This is a genomic window from Sphingomonas sp. LaA6.9 (genome assembly GCF_022601895.1).
Taxonomy (GTDB): Bacteria; Pseudomonadota; Alphaproteobacteria; order Sphingomonadales; family Sphingomonadaceae; genus Sphingobium_A.
The window spans coordinates 98,925-115,475 of the sequence record NZ_JAKVIO010000009.1; the positions used below are offsets into that span (position 1 = coordinate 98,925).

Genomic DNA, 16,551 nt, shown 5'->3' on the forward strand with positions numbered 1-16,551 from the left:
ATGCGGCGCTGGACGAAGGCTGGCAACGTTTGGCTTAAGCCGTGATGCGGGCGTGTCCCGATCTGGCCGTCCCGGACGAGAATGGTGGGCGTAGACCTCCCCGCACCGGGGCTGCGCGGCTGGCTGTTCGCCGATACGCGACTGCGCTGGATCGCGACGAGCGCGCAGCGAGCGGTCGAGGCGGCGCTCCTCGCGCGCTCAAGGGCCGCGAGGCGCTGGCTGCGTCGACCAATGGCGGGCTGGCCCCCGGGCGCGGCTGCGCCGCCTGGTGGCGATGGCCAAGGAGGCGATCGAAAATGCGCCTGACGATGGCGAGCATCGCCTTCTCCGCAGCCGGATCATGCGTGACGGCCAGCGCGACGGGCAATGGATGATCGAATATCGCGTGGGTGCGATCGAGACGTCCCCCGGCCCCTTGGCGCGGCTTCAGCCAGGCTTGCTGTTGCTGTCGAAATAGTCGCGGTACATGATGCGGATATTCGACTGAAAGTCGCCGATTTCCTCGATTATATACTGTTCGGCATCCTTTCGCGGCACGCCGTCCTTCACGTCGTAGTCGATCGCAACCTTCTTGAGCACGCCCTCCTTTTCGGCGCAGGCCGGACCCATCGCCTTCTCGAAATCGTCGGGCTTCATCCTTTCATCGAGGCTCTTGCGCATGAACTGATCGAGGCACTGAAGATAGGCCTTGCGCGGCGGATCGCTCGGGTTCGCAGCGGCCAAGAGCATCGTGACAAGCGCTATTGAAATCATGGCGAATTCCAATCCCAGAACTTGACTATATGGAGGGTGATACATGGCCACGGAAAAGGGAAGTCTCTTTATGTTGAAGGCAAAGAGTGGCGCAATTCCGCCGGTCCATGCGCCGTCGCCGGGCTGCGCGCGTCGCAACTCCCGATCAGCGGCGAAGCCGTTGTGATCACTTCCACAGATTCGGCGAGTGGCGCGAACCGCGGTCGGGCGCGGGGGCGCCCGCGCCCTCATTTGCGAGCCACTATCACATTGTAATCGAGCAGAATCTGGCGGAAGATGTGTCGACGACCCTTTCTGCTATTCCACGGCGCGCATTCCCGCTGCTCTGTGCGCGGCAGACGCACAAGGAGGTGCAGGCGCACAAGGAGGTGATGCCAACGAAGCGCTCTTGCTAACCGATTGCCTGGTCAATCCTGCCGCCGGGGTGCTTGGCACCAACGATTCAACCGCGACGGACAGGCATGGCTATTGGGATCTGCGCCAACAGGGCTGGGCTGGACGTGCGGCGCAATTCGCCTGGTGGAGGGCGGGTGGAATGGCGCTTTGCCGCGTTGATGCAAGGACATGCGCCTCATGGTTGCGCAATCTGCTGCTCTGGGCAGTTCGCGGCTCATTCGACTTTGACCCGGCTTTGATGCGCGCGTCCGGATCGAGGTGAGCAGCGCGTGCGTGGAGCCCAACAGGCGTCCGTTGCAAATCCTTGGCCGGGGGCGTTGTTGATGCAGAAGTGCACGGCGCTGTCGTGGCGGAGCTTGCGGCTTCGCGCACCCGGAATAATTTCGAACTGACAACGGAATTGGGGGAACCATATTAGCCAAACGGGGTTCTCAACGACGTGCTCAATGGCAAAGAAGTGCGACATTTTGGCCACATATCAGGCTATTTGGCGGCTTGCGCGAAGACTTGGCATTGGGTAGTGAATAAACCGCTGTCCTAAGTGACAACTGAGAAAGGGGAATACTATGCGGAAGCTTGCCATAGCGATGGCACTCGCCTCCACGGCCATTGCCTCGCCCGCCCTGGCGCGAGACGATGCGTGGTACATTGGTGTCGAAGGTGGTGCGATGCTTGTCGAGGACATGGATCTCGACATCAACGACATCGACAATGCCGCAAGTGTCAATCACGACTGGGGTTATGATTTCGATGCTATCATCGGTTATGACTTCGGCGGATTCCGCGCTGAAGCCGAGATCGGCTACAAGGGCGCTTCGATCGAATCGATCCAGACGCCTGCCTTTGGCGACACCACGCCCGGTGGTTCGTCAACCGCGCTGAGCTTCATGGTCAACGCTCTCGTCGATTTCGGCGAGGATGACGGCCTTCAGGGCTTCATCGGCGGCGGTGTGGGCGTAGCCCGCGTCGATGCTGACTGGGATATCGACGTCCCCGGCGATTTCATCGATGATTCGGACACGGGCTTTGCCTGGCAGGCGATTGCGGGCGTCCGCGCTCCGCTTTCGGACCGCATCGATGTCGGCCTGAAGTATCGCTTCTTCAACGCCGACAGCTTCGACACGGTCAATGCAGCAGGTCAGGACGTGAGCGGGCGCTTCCGTTCGCACAGCCTCCTCGGCAGCCTGATCTACAACTTCGGTGAGCCCGAGGCTCCGCCGCCACCCCCGCCGCCGCCCCCGCCGCCCCCGCCGCCCCCGCCGCCGCCTCCGCCGCCGGCAGTGTGCACGCCCGGGCCGTACATCGTGTTCTTCGACTGGGATAAGTCGAACATCACGCCTGAGGCAGCGTCGATCCTCGACAACGCGGTTACCGCGTATCAGGATTGCGGAAACGCGCAGGTCATGCTGGCGGGTCACGCCGACAAGTCGGGCTCGGCCCAGTACAACGTCGGTCTCTCGCAGCGTCGTAACGACTCGACCCGTGCATATCTCGAATCGAAGGGCATCCCCTCGGGCGTCATCGCGACGGAAGCGTTCGGCGAAAGCCGTCCGCGCGTCGAGACCGCCGATGGTGTCCGCGAACTGCAGAACCGTCGCGTGGAAATCACTTACGGTCCCGGCTCGGGCATGTAAGTGGCCGTGGCCTTCGGGCCACGTTTCACGACAAAGAAAAGAGGAGGTCGGCCATTTGGCCGGCCTCCTTTTTATTGTCACAATTTCTACGCCTGCGCTTTCAGTGTTGTTGACGTCGAGGTTCAACAGCGTGGGGCGCACTGGGCATTTGGGGGAGCGCTGCTGCTGTTCAACGCCGCGACGCCCCGCTGTCGTTCGTGAGCAGTGTCGACGCCCGAACGCGGGTTGTCTGCCGGCGCCAGGGCCAGTTCGAATGCTTTGGGAAACGCCTTGCGCCTATGGGCGTGGTGGTGCCGCCATGCCCACTGACAGGAGCGGGAGTTGGCCCCGGGGGGGGGGGGGGGCTGCTCTGACAGGCGCTCGGCCGCCATTATGCTATAGTCTCGGCCAAGCCATCATGCAGGATGACTTGTCCGCGGCGGGGCAAAAAAAATGGCGGCCCGAAGGCCGCCATTTCCTTTTGGCTTTACGCCGTCAGCTCAGGGGCTGGCGGGTTCATCATCGCCGTCGGCGAGGATGACAATGCCGGCGATCACAGCGGCAGCTGCGAGAACCGCGAGAATGACGCCGCCACCGGCAGCTTCGCTCTTGCGATCGACGGTCGCACCGGTGCGGACCGACTTCGAAGCAGTCGCAACCGACAGCTTCGACGCAGGGCTAGCAGCCTGGGCGAGAACCGGGGTGCTCGACACTGCGAGCGCCACGACAGCCGCCATCGAAATTTTTCCGAGACGCATAGTTAGCTCCTTACAACGTTACAGGCTCTTCCAACACTCAGGTTGTCCGATGCCATACCCATGCAATCATGACAACCCTAAAACGCGATTGAAGGAGGCGTTGTCACGGCGGCTTTCGCACTAAAATGCTAACAAAAAATGACGTCGTGTGGGGGCATTCCGAACGAGTCAAAGTGTTGGATACAGGAACTCGTTGCACGCCTTCTTCGATTGCCGGATGCGTTGGATGCCCGTTGTTTCCTTCTCTTAATCGTCGCTTAATAATTAGACGGAGTTCGAAGCGACCGCGCAGACGCTAAGAGTAAATGTAAGGGATGCACAAACGCGACCATGCGCCTATATGCGCGCTACGCTTTACGTAACCGACACAGACAGAAGAAATGCTCTATTCGAAACTGACACGCTGGGCGCGCAACCGAAAAGCGCCTGACGCCCGCATTCCCGATCGGCAGCGCGTATACGCCATTGGCGACATCCACGGGCGGCTCGACCTTCTGGAGGTTCTCCTTGCAAGGATCGAGGAGGACGATGCCGCGCGTGGAGCCGCGGACACGCTGATCATCCTGCTCGGAGACCTTGTCGACCGAGGACCGGATTCCGCCGGCGTGGTGGAGTGCGCGATGCGGCTTCGTTCACGAGGGCGGCATGTGCGTTTCCTGAAGGGCAACCATGAAGAGGTGCTGCTTCGCGCGGTGCACGGCGATGCGAAGTCGACCAAGTTCCTGATCCGCATCGGCGGCAGAGCCACGCTGGCGAGCTATGGGATCACCGATGACGAGTATAACACGCTCGAATATGAGGATCTGACCGCGCTGCTGGCAGCGCGCGTCCCTGCTGAACACGTGGCCTTTCTCGAATCGTTCGAAGATCTGATCGAGGTCGGTGATTATGCCTTCGTGCATGCGGGGATACGCCCGGGTGTCGACCTTGAGCAGCAGCGGCCCTCGGACCTGCGCTGGATCCGCGACGATTTCCTGAACCATCAGGGCATGCATGCACGCGTCGTCGTGCACGGGCATAGCATCACCGAGGAGGTGGAGCGCTTGCCCAACCGGATCGGCATCGACACGGGAGCCTTTGCCAGCGGGAGGTTGAGCGCGGTCGGTCTCGAAGCCGACCAGTGCTGGTTCCTGAGCACCGACTGAGGCGAGCCGGTCGCGTCCATTCGCCTGGCGCGGGTTCGTCTGAGGTGGTGTCGCGCTTCGCCGAAAGCGTGAATCAGTCTCTATTCAAATGGTTGAGGCCTTGCTTCAGGTTTCAGGCTCTCAGCCTGAGACGGTCAAGGCCCAACTGACGCGCAGAGGTGGGGCGTGCTTCGCGGCGTGGCTGATCCGGCCAGATGCCGCGTGTGTCGTAGACATGTTTGTCACTGCGCTCGTCGACGGGCACCGACCTGAATACATCATGGTCGACGAGCACGACAAAAACCGGACAAGTCTCGATCGCAGTGTCGATATCGATCAGCGTGGCGCCGGTGCCTTCAAGGGCCTTGGGAAGCGCTGACGCATATGGCTCGACAATCCGCACCCTGCTGCCGTACCGGCCGGCCAGGGCGGCTGCTACCTTGACCGCCGGGCTTTCCCGAAAATCGTCGATATTGGCCTTGAAGGCGAGCCCGAGACAGGCGATCGCCGCGCCGGGCAGTTCGTCGATCATCGCGACTGCGCGCTGGATGACGTGATCGGTCTTGCCGTCATTGACCTGGCGTGCAGTGCGGATCAGCGGAGTGTTTTCAGGATCGCCATGAACGATGAACCAGGGGTCGACCGCGATGCAGTGCCCTCCGACGCCGGGACCCGGCTGAAGGATGTTGACGCGCGGATGGCGGTTGGCGAGCCGGATCACCTCCCACACGTCGAGGTCCATTGTGTCCGACACCTTGGACAGTTCGTTGGCGAAGGCGATGTTGACGTCGCGATACGCATTTTCGGTGAGTTTGACCATTTCGGCGGTGCGGGCGCTGGTCGTCACGCACTGACCCCGGACGAAGCGCCGATAGAAGGCAAGTGCCTTGCGCGCGCAGCGTGGGGTTATGCCGCCAATGCAGCGGTCATTGTCGATCAGTTCGACGAGGATGCGCCCGGGGAGCACGCGCTCGGGGCAATAGGCGATCGCGATGTCGGCGGATTCACCCGTGCGGCCGGGTACGCGCAGATCGGGGCGGAGCTGCGCGAGCAGGTCGCGCACCTTTTCGGTCGTACCCACGGGCGAGGTCGATTCGAGGATGACCGTGTCGCCGGCCTTGAGCACCGTCGCGATGCTCGTCGCGGCGCTCAGCACATAGCCGATATTGGGAGCGTGATCCTCCTCGAAGGGGGTCGGCACCGCGATCACGAAAACGTCTGCGGCCTCGATCCGCGTCGAGGCGCGTAGCAGCCCGCGCGCGACGACGCCCTGGACGAGGCCGTCGAGATCGACCTCTTCTATGTGGACACGGCCCGAAGCCACGGTTTCTACGACGTCGGCGTTGACGTCGACACCCAGCACCGGGCAGCCCGAACGCGCGATCACCGCGGCGGTGGGCAATCCGATATAACCAAGACCAAGGACGATGACTTTAGGGGTGTGCTCCGAGAGCATCGGCGACGATCCTAGCAATGCGCCGGCTGCTCTTCCCGTCTCCGAATGGATTGTGGGCGCGCGCCATGGCTGACCAGGCGCCATCATCGTCCAACAGCGTAAACAATTCGGAAACAATGCGGTCTTCACTGGCTCCGATCAGCTTCGCGGTGCCCGCGGCGACGCCCTCGGGACGCTCAGTGGTCTCGCGCATGACGAGCACGGGCTTGCCCAGCGCGGGCGCCTCTTCCTGTACGCCGCCGCTATCGGTGAGGACGATGTGGCACATGCCCAGCAGACGGACGAACTGGGGATAGTCGAGCGGGTCGATCAGCGCGATATTGGCCCGATCCGCAAGAAGACGGTCCATGACCGCACGGACATTCGGGTTGGGGTGAACCGGGAAGACGATCGCCACATCCTCGCGCGCGGCAATACGGCCTAGGGCGCGGGCAATGCCCTCCATAGCACCGCCGAAATTCTCGCGCCGGTGGCTCGTGACCAGGATGATGCGTTTGCCGGCAAAGCGGGCGGCGATGTCGTCGAGGCCCCGCGCGAAGCGGGGATCGGTCTCGATCCGCGCCAGCGTCGCATGGAGCGCGTCGATCACGGTGTTGCCCGTCACATGAACCGTGTCGGGCGCGACGTTCTCCTTGTGCAAGGCATCTGCGGCGGTCTGTGTAGGAGCGAAGTGCTGGTCGGCAATCGAGCCGACGATCTTGCGGTTCACTTCTTCGGGCCAGGGCTGGTAGATATCGTAGCTGCGCAGACCCGCTTCGACATGGCTCACGGGGATCTTGCGATAATAGGCAGCGAGTGCGCCGATCATGGCGGTGGCGGTGTCGCCCTGGACGATGACGCGCGCGGGGCTTTCGCGGTCATAGACCTCGCCGAGACCCGTCAGCAGCCTTGCGCTCAGCGCGTCGAGCGACTGGCCGGGCTGCATCAGGTCAAGGTCGATGTCGGGCGTGATGCCGCTGATCTCGAGCACCTGATCGAGCAGCCCGCGATGCTGCGCGGTCACACAGACGCGCACGTCAATCCCCGGCTCGGCGCGCAGTGCCTGGATCACGGGGAACAGCTTGATCGCCTCGGGACGCGTGCCGAAGACGACGATGACCTTGTTGTTGCTGCTATGCATGGCTGCCCCCTAGCCATGCAGATTTAAGAAGCGTCTAACGGGCGTGATATTCCCTGAACCATTCGACGAAGCGCGGGATGCCGATATCGATCGGGGTGGTTGGGGCATAGCCCAGATCGCGCTCGATCGCGCTGATATCTGCATAAGTGTCGCGGACGTCGCCCGGCTGCATCGGCATCATTTCGGTGATTGCCTTTTTGCCGCACGCGTCCTCGACCACCGAAATGAAGCGTAGCAGCTCTTCCGAGCGGTGGTTGCCGATATTGTAGAGCCGGTGGGGCGCGCGACTGCCGCCCGCCTTTTCCGCGCCATCATCGGGGGGCGGATTGTCGAGACAGGCGATGATGCCCGCGACGATGTCGTCGATATAGGTGAAGTCGCGGCGCATGTCGCCGTGGTTGAACACCTGAATGGGCTCGCCCGCGAGGATCTTGCGCGTGAAGATCCAGGGCGCCATGTCGGGCCGGCCCCAGGGGCCATAGACCGTGAAAAAGCGCAGCCCCGTCATCGGAACGCGATAGAGATGGGCGTAGGTCTCGCTCATCAGCTCATCGGACTTCTTGGTCGCGGCGTAGAGCGAGACGGGGTGGTCGACGCGGTCCTCGACGCGAAAGGGCAACGTCTCGTTGTTGCCATAGACCGAAGAGGACGAGGCATAGACCAGATGGCTCGAGGTGCGATTGCGCGCGACTTCCATCAGGTTGAGATGCCCGACGAGGTTGGACTGGATATAGGCACGCGGATTCTGCAACGAATAGCGCACGCCCGGCTGAGCGCCGAGGTGGATGATGCGATCAAACTCCGCGCCGTCGAGCGCTGCGTCGAGCGCTTCGTGATCGGCAAAATCGACACGCTTGAAGGTGAAGCGGCCGCTGTTGAGGCGTTCAAGTGCTTGGATCCGGTCGCGCTTCAGCGCCGGATCATAATAGTCGTTGATGTTGTCGATGCCGATCACGCCGCCGCCGCGTGCGAGCAGCGCCTTGCAGACATGATAGCCGATAAAACCCGCAGCCCCGGTTACGAGCGTCGTCATTCGCACATTCTCCCTCCCTCCGCGGCCCGCACCCGATTTTCATCAAGGCGTTTCGGGTGTTAGGGAGGGTATTCTGATCGATCACCATGTATGTGACCGAAGGGCCGGGGCAATGCAACGAAGGAGCGCGTAATGCTGAGACGTGATGTGAGGCAATCGGGACTGGCGGCGGTGCTGCTCGGTCTGGGTCTTTCGGGATGTGCTGCAAATGACGGCGGGGTTCAGGATGCTGCGCCCGCGGCTCAGACGTCAGCACGCGCATCGCTTCAGGGGCCGACGGGCACCGCGGTGGGTGAGGCGGTCATCGAAGCGATGACGCATGGACTGAAGCTGACGGTGACGGGCGTCAACCTTCCGCAGGGTGCGCACGGCACGCATGTCCATATGGTCGGCCGCTGCGACGCGCCCGACTTTGCGAGCGCGGGCGCGCACTGGAACCCGAGCGGCGCGCAGCATGGGCGTGACAATCCGCAGGGTGCGCATGCGGGCGACCTGCCCAATCTGCTGATCGGGACCGACGGGAAGGGATCCTTCACCATCGACCTGCACGGCGCGAAGATGATGGGGTCGGGCGGACTGCTCGACGAGGACGGCGCGGCGCTCGTCATCCACGCCAATCCCGACGACCTCAAGACCGATCCGACGGGCAATAGCGGCGGACGGATCGCCTGCGGCGTCTTTAGCGCGGGCTAAACCTGCTCCCCGGCCTCGCGGGCGCGTTCTACGACGCTTGCCTCGAGCGCCGGGAGCTTTCGGCTGGCGAAAATGAACATCGCCAATGTCACCGGCAGGACGAACAGGACCGAGAGCATCGCGAAGCGAAGGTCGCCGGTCGCGTCGCTCACAAGGCCGACGACATAGGGTCCGAGCCCGAGTCCGATGATGTTGGTGCCAAGGAAGAACACCGCGGTCGCAGCACCACGCATGCGCGGCAGCACGAGGTCCTGCGAGGTTGCCGCCACCGGCCCGAGCCACATGATCTGGAGGAAGTTGACGAGGCCGAGCAGCGCATAGAACACCGTCAGGCTGGCAGTGTGCAACTGCACCCAGAGCAGGATGCCCGCCGCCGTTGCCGCGGCGATGACGACATAGAGCCTTCCCGAAGGATGCAGGGAGCGCGCGCGATCAGAGAGCATTCCGCCGGCGACGGTGCCGGTGCCGCCGGCGATGGCGAGGATCCAGCCCAGCGTGTAGCCGGCCTCCGGTCCCACGCCGAAGGTCTTGACCGCGTAAAGATAAAGGAAGGGCGACAGGCCATAACTGGCGAACGACATCAGGCCGCCGCCAATCGACAACATCGCAAATGTGCCGTTGCCGATCAGCCGCGCGGTTGGCCGGTCGCGCAGGCGGATCGACTGGATCCAGCTGAAGCTGCAATAGGCACCGATCGCGATCGCGGTCCACTGTACGACATTGGTGGTAATGGCAAACCCGACCAGCGTGGCGATTGCCGGGCGTTTTTCAGGGGGCAGCAGCCCGTCGGTCCAGCCGATGATGACGATCGCTCCCAGGATCGATGCAACCAGCATCATCACGTTGCGCAGCAGTGGTGCACGGGAGGTTGTGCTCCGCGCCAGCGCCAGGATCGAAAAGGGCGGAAACATCGCGGCGAATTCGCGGCCCACCGCGCGAAAGGGGTGGGGGTCTACCGGGCTGTGAAGGCCGTCGATCGCGCCGCGTGACGGCTCGCGGACGGTCAAGCGCATCAGCAGCGCGAGCAACAGGCCCGGGATGCCAAAGGCGAGGAAGGTCGCCTGCCACCCGGCCAGGCCGAAGGGCTGGGTGTCGGGCGTGAAATGCGTGTCCCAATAGGCGATCACCGCGCCGCCGAAGATCAGCGAGGCACCGACACCGATATAGATGCCGCTCGAATAGAGGGCGAGCGCTGTGGCGCGCTTCTCCTTTGGAAAATAGTCCTGGAGCAGCGAATAGGCGGCGGGCGAAGCGCTGGCCTCGCCAATACCCACGCCCACGCGCGCGGCGCCGAGCTGCGCGAAATTGGCGGCGAAACCGCTGAGCGCGGTCATCCCCGACCAGAAGCTCAGGCCGAGCGAGATGGTCTTCACGCGGTGCCAGCCATCGGCGAGCTTGGACAAGGGAATGCCGAAGAGCGCATAGAACAGCGCGAAGGCGGTGCCGAAGAGCAGCCCGAGTTGGGCGTCCTGCAATCCGAGATCTGCCTTGAGCGAGGGGGCGAGGATCGTGATGACCTGGCGGTCGAGAAAATTGAAGGCATAGATGACCATCAACAGGCCGAGAACGTAATATCGGTACAATCCGCCACCCATCCGCCCGCTCTCCTTTGTGTTTTGTGGCGCGGAGCTTACAGGGTTCGACCGATTGGCAAAGGAGTTTCGAAAAATGGTGTCGGTGCTGTTCGTATGTCTCGGCAATATCTGCCGCTCGCCGCTGGCGGAGGCGGCATTTCGCGCCGAGGCGGAGCGGCTGGGGCTTGAGGTCGAGGTGGATTCGGCGGGCACCGGTGACTGGCATCTCGGCCATGCGCCGGACAAGCGCGCGCAGGCGGTTGCGCTGCGCAACGGCATGGACATTTCGGCATATCGCGCGCGGCAGGTCGAGCGCATCGACTTCATGCGCTTCGATCACATCATCGCGCTCGACGAGAGCAACGTGACCAATCTGCACGCGATGCGTCCCGAGGATGCCAGCGCAGCGATCAGCCTGCTGCTCGACCATGTGCCGGGCCGCGAGGGCGAGGCGGTGGCGGATCCTTATTATGGCGACGACGCCGGATTCGATGTCACCTGGGCCGACGTGGTCGCGGGCGCGCAGGGACTGGTGGAACGGCTCAGGCGCTAAGCGCGTAGCGTTCCACGACGTCATAGCGTGCGCCCTCGCTACCGAGCGTCGATTCGAACAGGATGAAATGCGTGACTGCAAAGGGAGCGCTCGAAAGTCCGCCATGGCTTTCGGCGAAGCCATCCATGGATCCCGCATCGCGTCCGAACCGCGCGAGCGTGATGTGCGGCAGATAGGCGCGTGTCTCGGGTGCCAGACCTATCCGTGCGAGCGCCTGGTCGATCTTGTTGTGGAGCAGCGCCAAGTCATCATGGGGCGTCACGCCCGCCCACAGCGCGTCGGCGCGCCCCCGCCGATCGAAGGCGCCGATACCGCTCAGCGCGATGTCGAAGGCGGGGTGACGGACATGACCGAGCACGGCGGCAGCATCGGTCGCTCTATGACGATCGACTTCGCCGATGAATCGCAACGTCAGGTGCAACTGGTCATCGTCCTGCCAGCGCGCCCGCGGAATGCCGCCCATAAGGCCAAGAAGTTGCCGGCGAATGGCCGCAGGTGGTCGGATCGCTGCAAAAAGACGATGCATAGAAACATTTTGTAACAGAAGTATGGGGGATGATCTTGTCCGGTTTTCCTTGAAACTCTGATTGTTTCAACCGATATTGAAGCCATCCGGCCCCTTGGCCGGGCAAAGGAGACGAATTCAAATGGCAAACTGGTCTGACCCCCGGACGACAGCCGCGGGCTTCCCGGCGCAAGCCGGTGCGCGCGATGCCGCATTCGATGCGGGGCTGCGGTCCTACATGCTTTCTGTCTACAACTATATGGCGTCGGGCGTGCTGCTGACGGGCATCGTCGCGTTGCTCTTCGCCAGTTCGGGTCTGGCGCAGAGCATCCTGATGGGGCCGGGCCTGCTCAAATGGCTGATCATCCTGTCGCCGCTGGCGTTCGTGATGGTCATGAGCTTTGGCCTCAACCGGCTGTCGACGGGCGCGCTCCAGGCCTGCTTCTGGGCATTTGCCACGGTGATGGGCCTGTCGATGTCGTCGATCTTCCTCGTCTATACGGGGACCTCGATCGCGCAGACCTTCTTCGCGACCGCGGCGGCCTTTGCGGGCCTCAGCCTGTGGGGCTACACGACCAAGAAGGATCTGTCGGGCTTCGGCACGTTCCTGATCATGGGTCTTGTCGGCCTGATCGTCGCGTCGGTCATCAACATCTTCCTCCAGTCGGGGACGATGGCGCTGGTGATCAGCTTCATTGGCGTGCTGCTGTTCGCTGGTCTGACCGCCTATGACACCCAGCGTATCAAGTCGATGTACGCCTATGTCGCGGGCACCGACATGATGGGCAAGACGGTCATCATGGGCGCGCTGTCGCTCTATCTGGACTTCATCAACATGTTCCAGTTCCTGCTCAGCTTCATGGGCAACCGCGAATAGTTCGTCAGGAACTTCCGATCCGAGCCGTGACCCGGCAGCGCAAGCTGCCGGGTCTTTTTTTGTTCAGGCGGGTTCGGCCGGCGCCGGCTGCGCCGGCATCGCGGCATCATCCAGCGCGCTCGCCCGAATAAAGGCGGGCCTGGTCGAAAGACCGGCAATATAGGTTTCAAAGGCCGGCTTTTTGGGCAGCGTCCCGAACTGCGTCCCCCACATGATGTGCGATCCGACATAGACATCGGCGGCGCTGAAGCGGTCGCGTGCGATGAACTGCCTGCCAGTGACGGCCTGTTCGAGCGCATTCACCGCGTCGTCATAACAGCCATAGCCCGCCATCATTTTCTTGTCGTCGGGCACTTCGACACCAAGCGTGCGATCCATGATCGCGGCTTCCAGCGGTCCCGCAGCGAAGAACAGCCAGCGATAATAGTCGCCGCGTTCGGTGGGAGCGGGGGCAAGGCCGGCTTCGGGAAAGGCGTCGGCCAGATAGGCGCAGATCGCCGCGCATTCGGTCACCACGGTGTCGCCGTGCCGGATCGCGGGCACCTTGCCCATGGGATTGATCGCCAGATAGTCGGCGCCCTTCATCGTCGTGCCATAATCCAGAGTTTCGGTGCGATAAGGCGCGCCAACCTCTTCGATCATCCAGCGTGCGATGCGACCACGCGACATGGGATTTGTATAGAGAACGAGTTCGGCGGACATGGCTGCTCTCCTTGCGAATCAGGCATGGAACATAACAGGAACAATTGGTCGCGTCACGGCGCCAGATAGCGCTTGAAGAAGGCCAAGGTGCGGTCCCACGCCAGATCGGCGGCGTCCTTGTTGTAACGCGCGCTGGAGGTATCGTTGTTGAAGGCGTGCTCGACGCCGGGATAAGTGAAGCTCTCCACCGCCTTGCCCGCCTTTTTGAGCGCTTCCGTCCAGGGCATTCCCGTCGCATTCACGCGCGCGTCGTTGCCGGCATAGTGCAGCAGCAGCGGGGCCTGGATCCGGACCGCTTCGGAAGCGGCGGGCGCGGGGCCGTAATATGACACGCCAGCGTCCAGTTGCTTGCCCGCTGCCAGCGCCACCTGGTTGACCATCGCGCCGCCCCAGCAAAATCCGACTGTGCCGGCCTTGCCATTGGTGTTCTCCAGGGACTTCAGGCGCCTGATGGTCGATACGCCCGCGGCGATCGCGCGCTGATAATCGAGCTTGCCGATCATCTCGCGCGCCTTGTCTTCATCGGCCGGGGTTCCCCCCGAAGCCGACAGGAAATCGGGCGCGACGACGAAGAACCCTGCCAGCGCAAGGCGGCGCGCGACGTCCTCGACATGCGCGTTGAGGCCGCGATTTTCATGGATGACCATGATCGCGCCAAGCTTGGCCCTGGGGCTGGCGGGCTTGGCGAAATACCCCGTCATCGTGCCGTCATCCAGCTCATAGGGACCCTTGCGCACAACGAGGCGCTTGTCGTCAGGGGGGACGATCGCCGCACCCGCGGGATCAGCGGCGATCGACAGCAGCAGCGCGTTGGCCGCAGCGGCACTTCCGGCCAGCCGCGTCAGTTCGGCCATGAACGCGCGGCGGTCGAGCGTTTCATGGGTATAGCGATCGTAGAGTGCGATGGCCTGTTGGCGGATCGATCGGTCGATCACGGCATCCTCCCTTGATGTGAAGCGGCAATGATAGGCGCTCGGGCATCCTCGCGGCAATGGCGAGGGGTAGCGAAGCGGCCGGCAGCGCTGCATTGCGCTTGTAAGCTGCGGCCGGCTGCGGGATAGTCGCAGGGCTCAACCCCCGATTTCATGGAGGCTGTAAATGCTGTCCGGTCACCGAAGCTGGGTGCTGATACTCGCGCTTTCGCTCGGTGCCTGCGGCGAACGCGCGGCGCAGCGGAAGGCGGAAAGCGTCGAGGTGCCTGCCGATCAGGTGCGCAGCCAGTTCATCGGCCTGCCTAACGGCGCAACGATTGCGGTCGAGCCGGGGTCTGTCGGCGAAAAGCTCGCCCATTATCTCGCCTCGCGCGATCCCGCGCCGCGGAGCTTCGAAATCGGTGGCAAACAGTTCGATGACTGGTCCTCGACCGCGAGCCCCGCGACGCGCGCGATGCTCCCGGAGCTCGTCCAGCTGCTCAAATCCTATCCCGATGTCCGGATCCGTTTTGTCGGACATAGCGACGGTGCGGGAGACGCGGATGCGAACCAGAAAATATCGGAAGATCGCGCGAACGTGGCCAGGCAGATGCTCGTGGAGGCAGGAATCCAGGAAGATCGGATCGAGACCGCCGGCAAGGGCATGTCGGAACCCATTGCGGACAATGCGACCCCTGATGGCCGTGCGCGCAATCGCCGGATCGAGCTGATCGTCCTTGCCAAATAGGATGGGGCGCGGGGACGCGACCTAGACGGCGTGCGCGAGGTTGATCCGGAAGCGACCACCGCCGTCGCGGCTGGCCCGGTATCGCGCGCGATCAGCGTCGCGGTAGAGCGCGGTCCAGTCTTCCTCGGTGACGATCGGACCCTCTGCAATGCCGATGCTGATCGTGACCTTGATTCCCGACGGCATCCGCGCGGTGCGCACCTCGTCGAGCAGGGTCGCGGGCGAGACGGACTCGGCGGCGCGTGCGGGCACGAGCAGTGCAAACTCGATACCGCCCAGCCGGGCGACGGGCGCATCGCGCGGCGCGAACCGCTGCAATATTTGCGCGACGATCCGCAGGACTTCGTCGCCGCCGTCATGGCCGATGCGGTCATTGATCTCCTTGAAACCGTCGATATGCACCAATAACAACCGCTGGGGCTCGTCCGCGCCAACCGCAGCGGCCATAAAAGCGCGGCGATTGGGCATGCCGGTGATCGGGTCGGTCGCGGCGATCAGCCTCGCCAGCGTTTCGCTGGCGCGTGCGCTGTCGCGCTCGTCGCTGAGCAGGCGGATGCGATAGGCGATCGCCACCGCGCTCAAAAGCGCCTCCGCGCTCATCGCCATGACCGTGCTGTTGTCGATCCAGAAGGAGGGCGGGATGAGGCCGAGATTGGCGATGACGCGGATCACCGCGAAGATGAAGGGCGCGGCCCAGGCGACGAGAAAGACGGTCAGGAAACGGCTGCGGCGAATCCGGGCGAAGACGATCATCGGTATTGCGCAGAACAACAGCGCTCCCAGCGCGATGGAGTTGGCGGCGTCGAGCAGCGAGAACCGCGTCGGCGCAAGCACCACCAAGGCGGTCGTCGCCGTCAGCGACGTGACGGTTGCAACTCTGGTCAGGCGGAGCAGCCAGCGCGGGATGATCCGCGCTTCAAAGAAATGTCGGACGAACGCGATCGCCGCGGCGACCACGAGCGTCAGCAGCCCATAGTTGATGCGCAACCGGTCATTATTGTCGATCGCGGGCCATACCCAGGCAAGTGCCCCCGACGAAGAGAAGGCATAGGCCATCATCGCCACCAGCATCGCGCAATAGGCAAGCTGGAAGCGGCGGCGCATCACCGCCCACATCATAAGATTGTAGCAAAGCAGCGCCAGGCAAAGGCCCAGAAAGCCCGCATAGAGCGCGGTCAGCACAAGGTCGCGCCGGGCGGCTTGGCTTCTGGTCAGGATTTCAGGGGAAAACAATACGCCCCGGACGTTCGCCGATCCTTCGACATGGGCGACGATGGTGTTGATCGGCACATTGCGCACGGGCAGGTCATATTGGATGAATGCACCCGGCCTGATCCGCGGCGACGTGTTGGCCGAGGTCGCCGCGATTTGCGCAGTGAAGCCATCGGCATAGCGGATCTGCAGCGTCACCGCGTCCTGCCAGACACTCGCGGTCCTGAGCACGAGCGGATCGTCGGCGCGGCTCGTTGCCGAAAAGCCGGTGAGCAACACCCAGAAATTGCCGCCGCCATGGACCGTCTGCCGCGCTCCGCAGTCGAGCGGCACTGTCCCGCCAAGGATATCGGCTTCGGTCGTGTCGCCGATATCGGCGTGCAGACAGGGAACCGGGCGAATGCGCGTATCGCCTTGTGCGGTGACAGCCGGGCTCGACACGAATATCGCCAGCAGCGCAAACATCGCCGCGAGGCTGCGGCCCAGCCATGATCCGGTACGCGAATCCATGGAACTTGCGGTA

The 16,551-nt window shown here is 63.2% G+C and carries 17 protein-coding genes; 7 read left to right on the plus strand and 10 right to left on the minus strand.

The features are described from left to right. Positions 1-268: 268 nt before the first annotated feature. Positions 269-457 carry a hypothetical protein gene (locus MKI88_RS07110; protein ID WP_241630276.1) on the plus strand — a complete coding sequence of 63 codons (189 nt, stop codon included), beginning with the start codon at positions 269-271 and terminating at the stop codon, positions 455-457. Here MKI88_RS07110 and MKI88_RS07115 read toward each other — a convergent pair. Continuing rightward, a complete protein-coding gene (locus MKI88_RS07115) occupies positions 427-753 on the minus strand; it encodes a hypothetical protein (RefSeq protein ID WP_241630277.1) in 327 nt (108 codons plus the stop codon). The two genes, MKI88_RS07110 and MKI88_RS07115, sit on opposite strands and share 31 nt — an antisense overlap. A 962-nt stretch (positions 754-1,715) precedes the next feature. Between MKI88_RS07115 and MKI88_RS07120 the strand changes: the two genes are divergently transcribed. Continuing rightward, on the plus strand, positions 1,716-2,783 hold the full coding sequence (locus tag MKI88_RS07120) for an OmpA family protein (RefSeq protein WP_241630279.1): 1,068 nt from the start codon (positions 1,716-1,718) through the stop codon (positions 2,781-2,783). A 479-nt stretch (positions 2,784-3,262) separates the two neighbouring features. Here the strand turns inward: MKI88_RS07120 and MKI88_RS07125 are convergent, their stop codons facing one another. Beyond that, on the minus strand, positions 3,263-3,520 hold the full coding sequence (locus tag MKI88_RS07125) for a hypothetical protein (protein WP_119762280.1): 258 nt from the start codon (positions 3,518-3,520) through the stop codon (positions 3,263-3,265). A gap of 380 nt (positions 3,521-3,900) precedes the next feature. Here MKI88_RS07125 and MKI88_RS07130 point away from each other — a divergent pair, with 380 nt between their 5' ends. After that, positions 3,901-4,665, plus strand: coding sequence for a metallophosphoesterase (locus tag MKI88_RS07130; protein ID WP_241630281.1), 765 nt, complete (start codon positions 3,901-3,903; stop codon positions 4,663-4,665). Between the two features lie 112 nt (positions 4,666-4,777). Here the strand turns inward: MKI88_RS07130 and wecC are convergent, their stop codons facing one another. The 3 genes from wecC to MKI88_RS07145 are packed head-to-tail and all read right to left on the minus strand — an operon-like array spanning position 4,778 to position 8,253. After that, the gene (gene wecC / locus MKI88_RS07135) at positions 4,778-6,100 is read right to left on the minus strand and encodes a UDP-N-acetyl-D-mannosamine dehydrogenase (RefSeq protein WP_241630282.1); all 1,323 of its coding nucleotides are present in this window, start codon (positions 6,098-6,100) and stop codon (positions 4,778-4,780) included. Next, entirely contained in the window at positions 6,078-7,220 is a 1,143-nt protein-coding gene (wecB, locus tag MKI88_RS07140; protein ID WP_241630284.1) for a non-hydrolyzing UDP-N-acetylglucosamine 2-epimerase, read from the minus strand. The genes wecC and wecB overlap by 23 nt, the downstream gene beginning before the upstream one ends. A 34-nt stretch (positions 7,221-7,254) precedes the next feature. Next, positions 7,255-8,253: a GDP-mannose 4,6-dehydratase gene (locus MKI88_RS07145; RefSeq protein WP_241630286.1), complete on the minus strand. Its 999-nt coding sequence runs from the start codon at positions 8,251-8,253 to the stop codon at positions 7,255-7,257. A gap of 132 nt (positions 8,254-8,385) precedes the next feature. Here MKI88_RS07145 and MKI88_RS07150 point away from each other — a divergent pair, with 132 nt between their 5' ends. Further along, positions 8,386-8,946, plus strand: coding sequence for a superoxide dismutase family protein (locus MKI88_RS07150; protein ID WP_241630288.1), 561 nt, complete (start codon positions 8,386-8,388; stop codon positions 8,944-8,946). Here the strand turns inward: MKI88_RS07150 and MKI88_RS07155 are convergent. After that, complete coding sequence (locus tag MKI88_RS07155; RefSeq protein WP_241630289.1) at positions 8,943-10,541, minus strand: MFS transporter; 1,599 nt, start codon at positions 10,539-10,541, stop codon at positions 8,943-8,945. The genes MKI88_RS07150 and MKI88_RS07155 overlap by 4 nt on opposite strands. A gap of 73 nt (positions 10,542-10,614) precedes the next feature. Here MKI88_RS07155 and MKI88_RS07160 point away from each other — a divergent pair, with 73 nt between their 5' ends. Continuing rightward, entirely contained in the window at positions 10,615-11,073 is a 459-nt protein-coding gene (locus MKI88_RS07160; RefSeq protein ID WP_281063720.1) for a low molecular weight protein-tyrosine-phosphatase, read from the plus strand. Here the strand turns inward: MKI88_RS07160 and thpR are convergent. Next, on the minus strand, positions 11,063-11,599 hold the full coding sequence (gene thpR / locus MKI88_RS07165) for an RNA 2',3'-cyclic phosphodiesterase (RefSeq protein WP_241630290.1): 537 nt from the start codon (positions 11,597-11,599) through the stop codon (positions 11,063-11,065). The genes MKI88_RS07160 and thpR overlap by 11 nt on opposite strands. A 121-nt stretch (positions 11,600-11,720) precedes the next feature. On the opposite strand from thpR, the gene MKI88_RS07170 reads away from it, so the two are divergent. After that, the gene (locus tag MKI88_RS07170; RefSeq protein WP_241630292.1) at positions 11,721-12,455 is read left to right on the plus strand and encodes a Bax inhibitor-1/YccA family protein; all 735 of its coding nucleotides are present in this window, start codon (positions 11,721-11,723) and stop codon (positions 12,453-12,455) included. 63 nt (positions 12,456-12,518) lie between these two features. Here the strand turns inward: MKI88_RS07170 and MKI88_RS07175 are convergent, their stop codons facing one another. Next, positions 12,519-13,157, minus strand: coding sequence for a glutathione S-transferase family protein (locus MKI88_RS07175; RefSeq protein WP_241630294.1), 639 nt, complete (start codon positions 13,155-13,157; stop codon positions 12,519-12,521). A 53-nt stretch (positions 13,158-13,210) separates the two neighbouring features. Then, complete coding sequence (locus tag MKI88_RS07180) at positions 13,211-14,092, minus strand: dienelactone hydrolase family protein (RefSeq protein WP_241630296.1); 882 nt, start codon at positions 14,090-14,092, stop codon at positions 13,211-13,213. A 163-nt stretch (positions 14,093-14,255) separates the two neighbouring features. Between MKI88_RS07180 and MKI88_RS07185 the strand changes: the two genes are divergently transcribed. Further along, positions 14,256-14,816, plus strand: coding sequence for an OmpA family protein (locus MKI88_RS07185; RefSeq protein WP_241630298.1), 561 nt, complete (start codon positions 14,256-14,258; stop codon positions 14,814-14,816). Positions 14,817-14,837: 21 nt separating this feature from the next. Here MKI88_RS07185 and MKI88_RS07190 read toward each other — a convergent pair whose 3' ends face one another. Next, on the minus strand, positions 14,838-16,538 hold the full coding sequence (locus MKI88_RS07190; protein ID WP_241630300.1) for a diguanylate cyclase: 1,701 nt from the start codon (positions 16,536-16,538) through the stop codon (positions 14,838-14,840). Between the last annotated feature and the right edge of the window lie 13 nt (positions 16,539-16,551).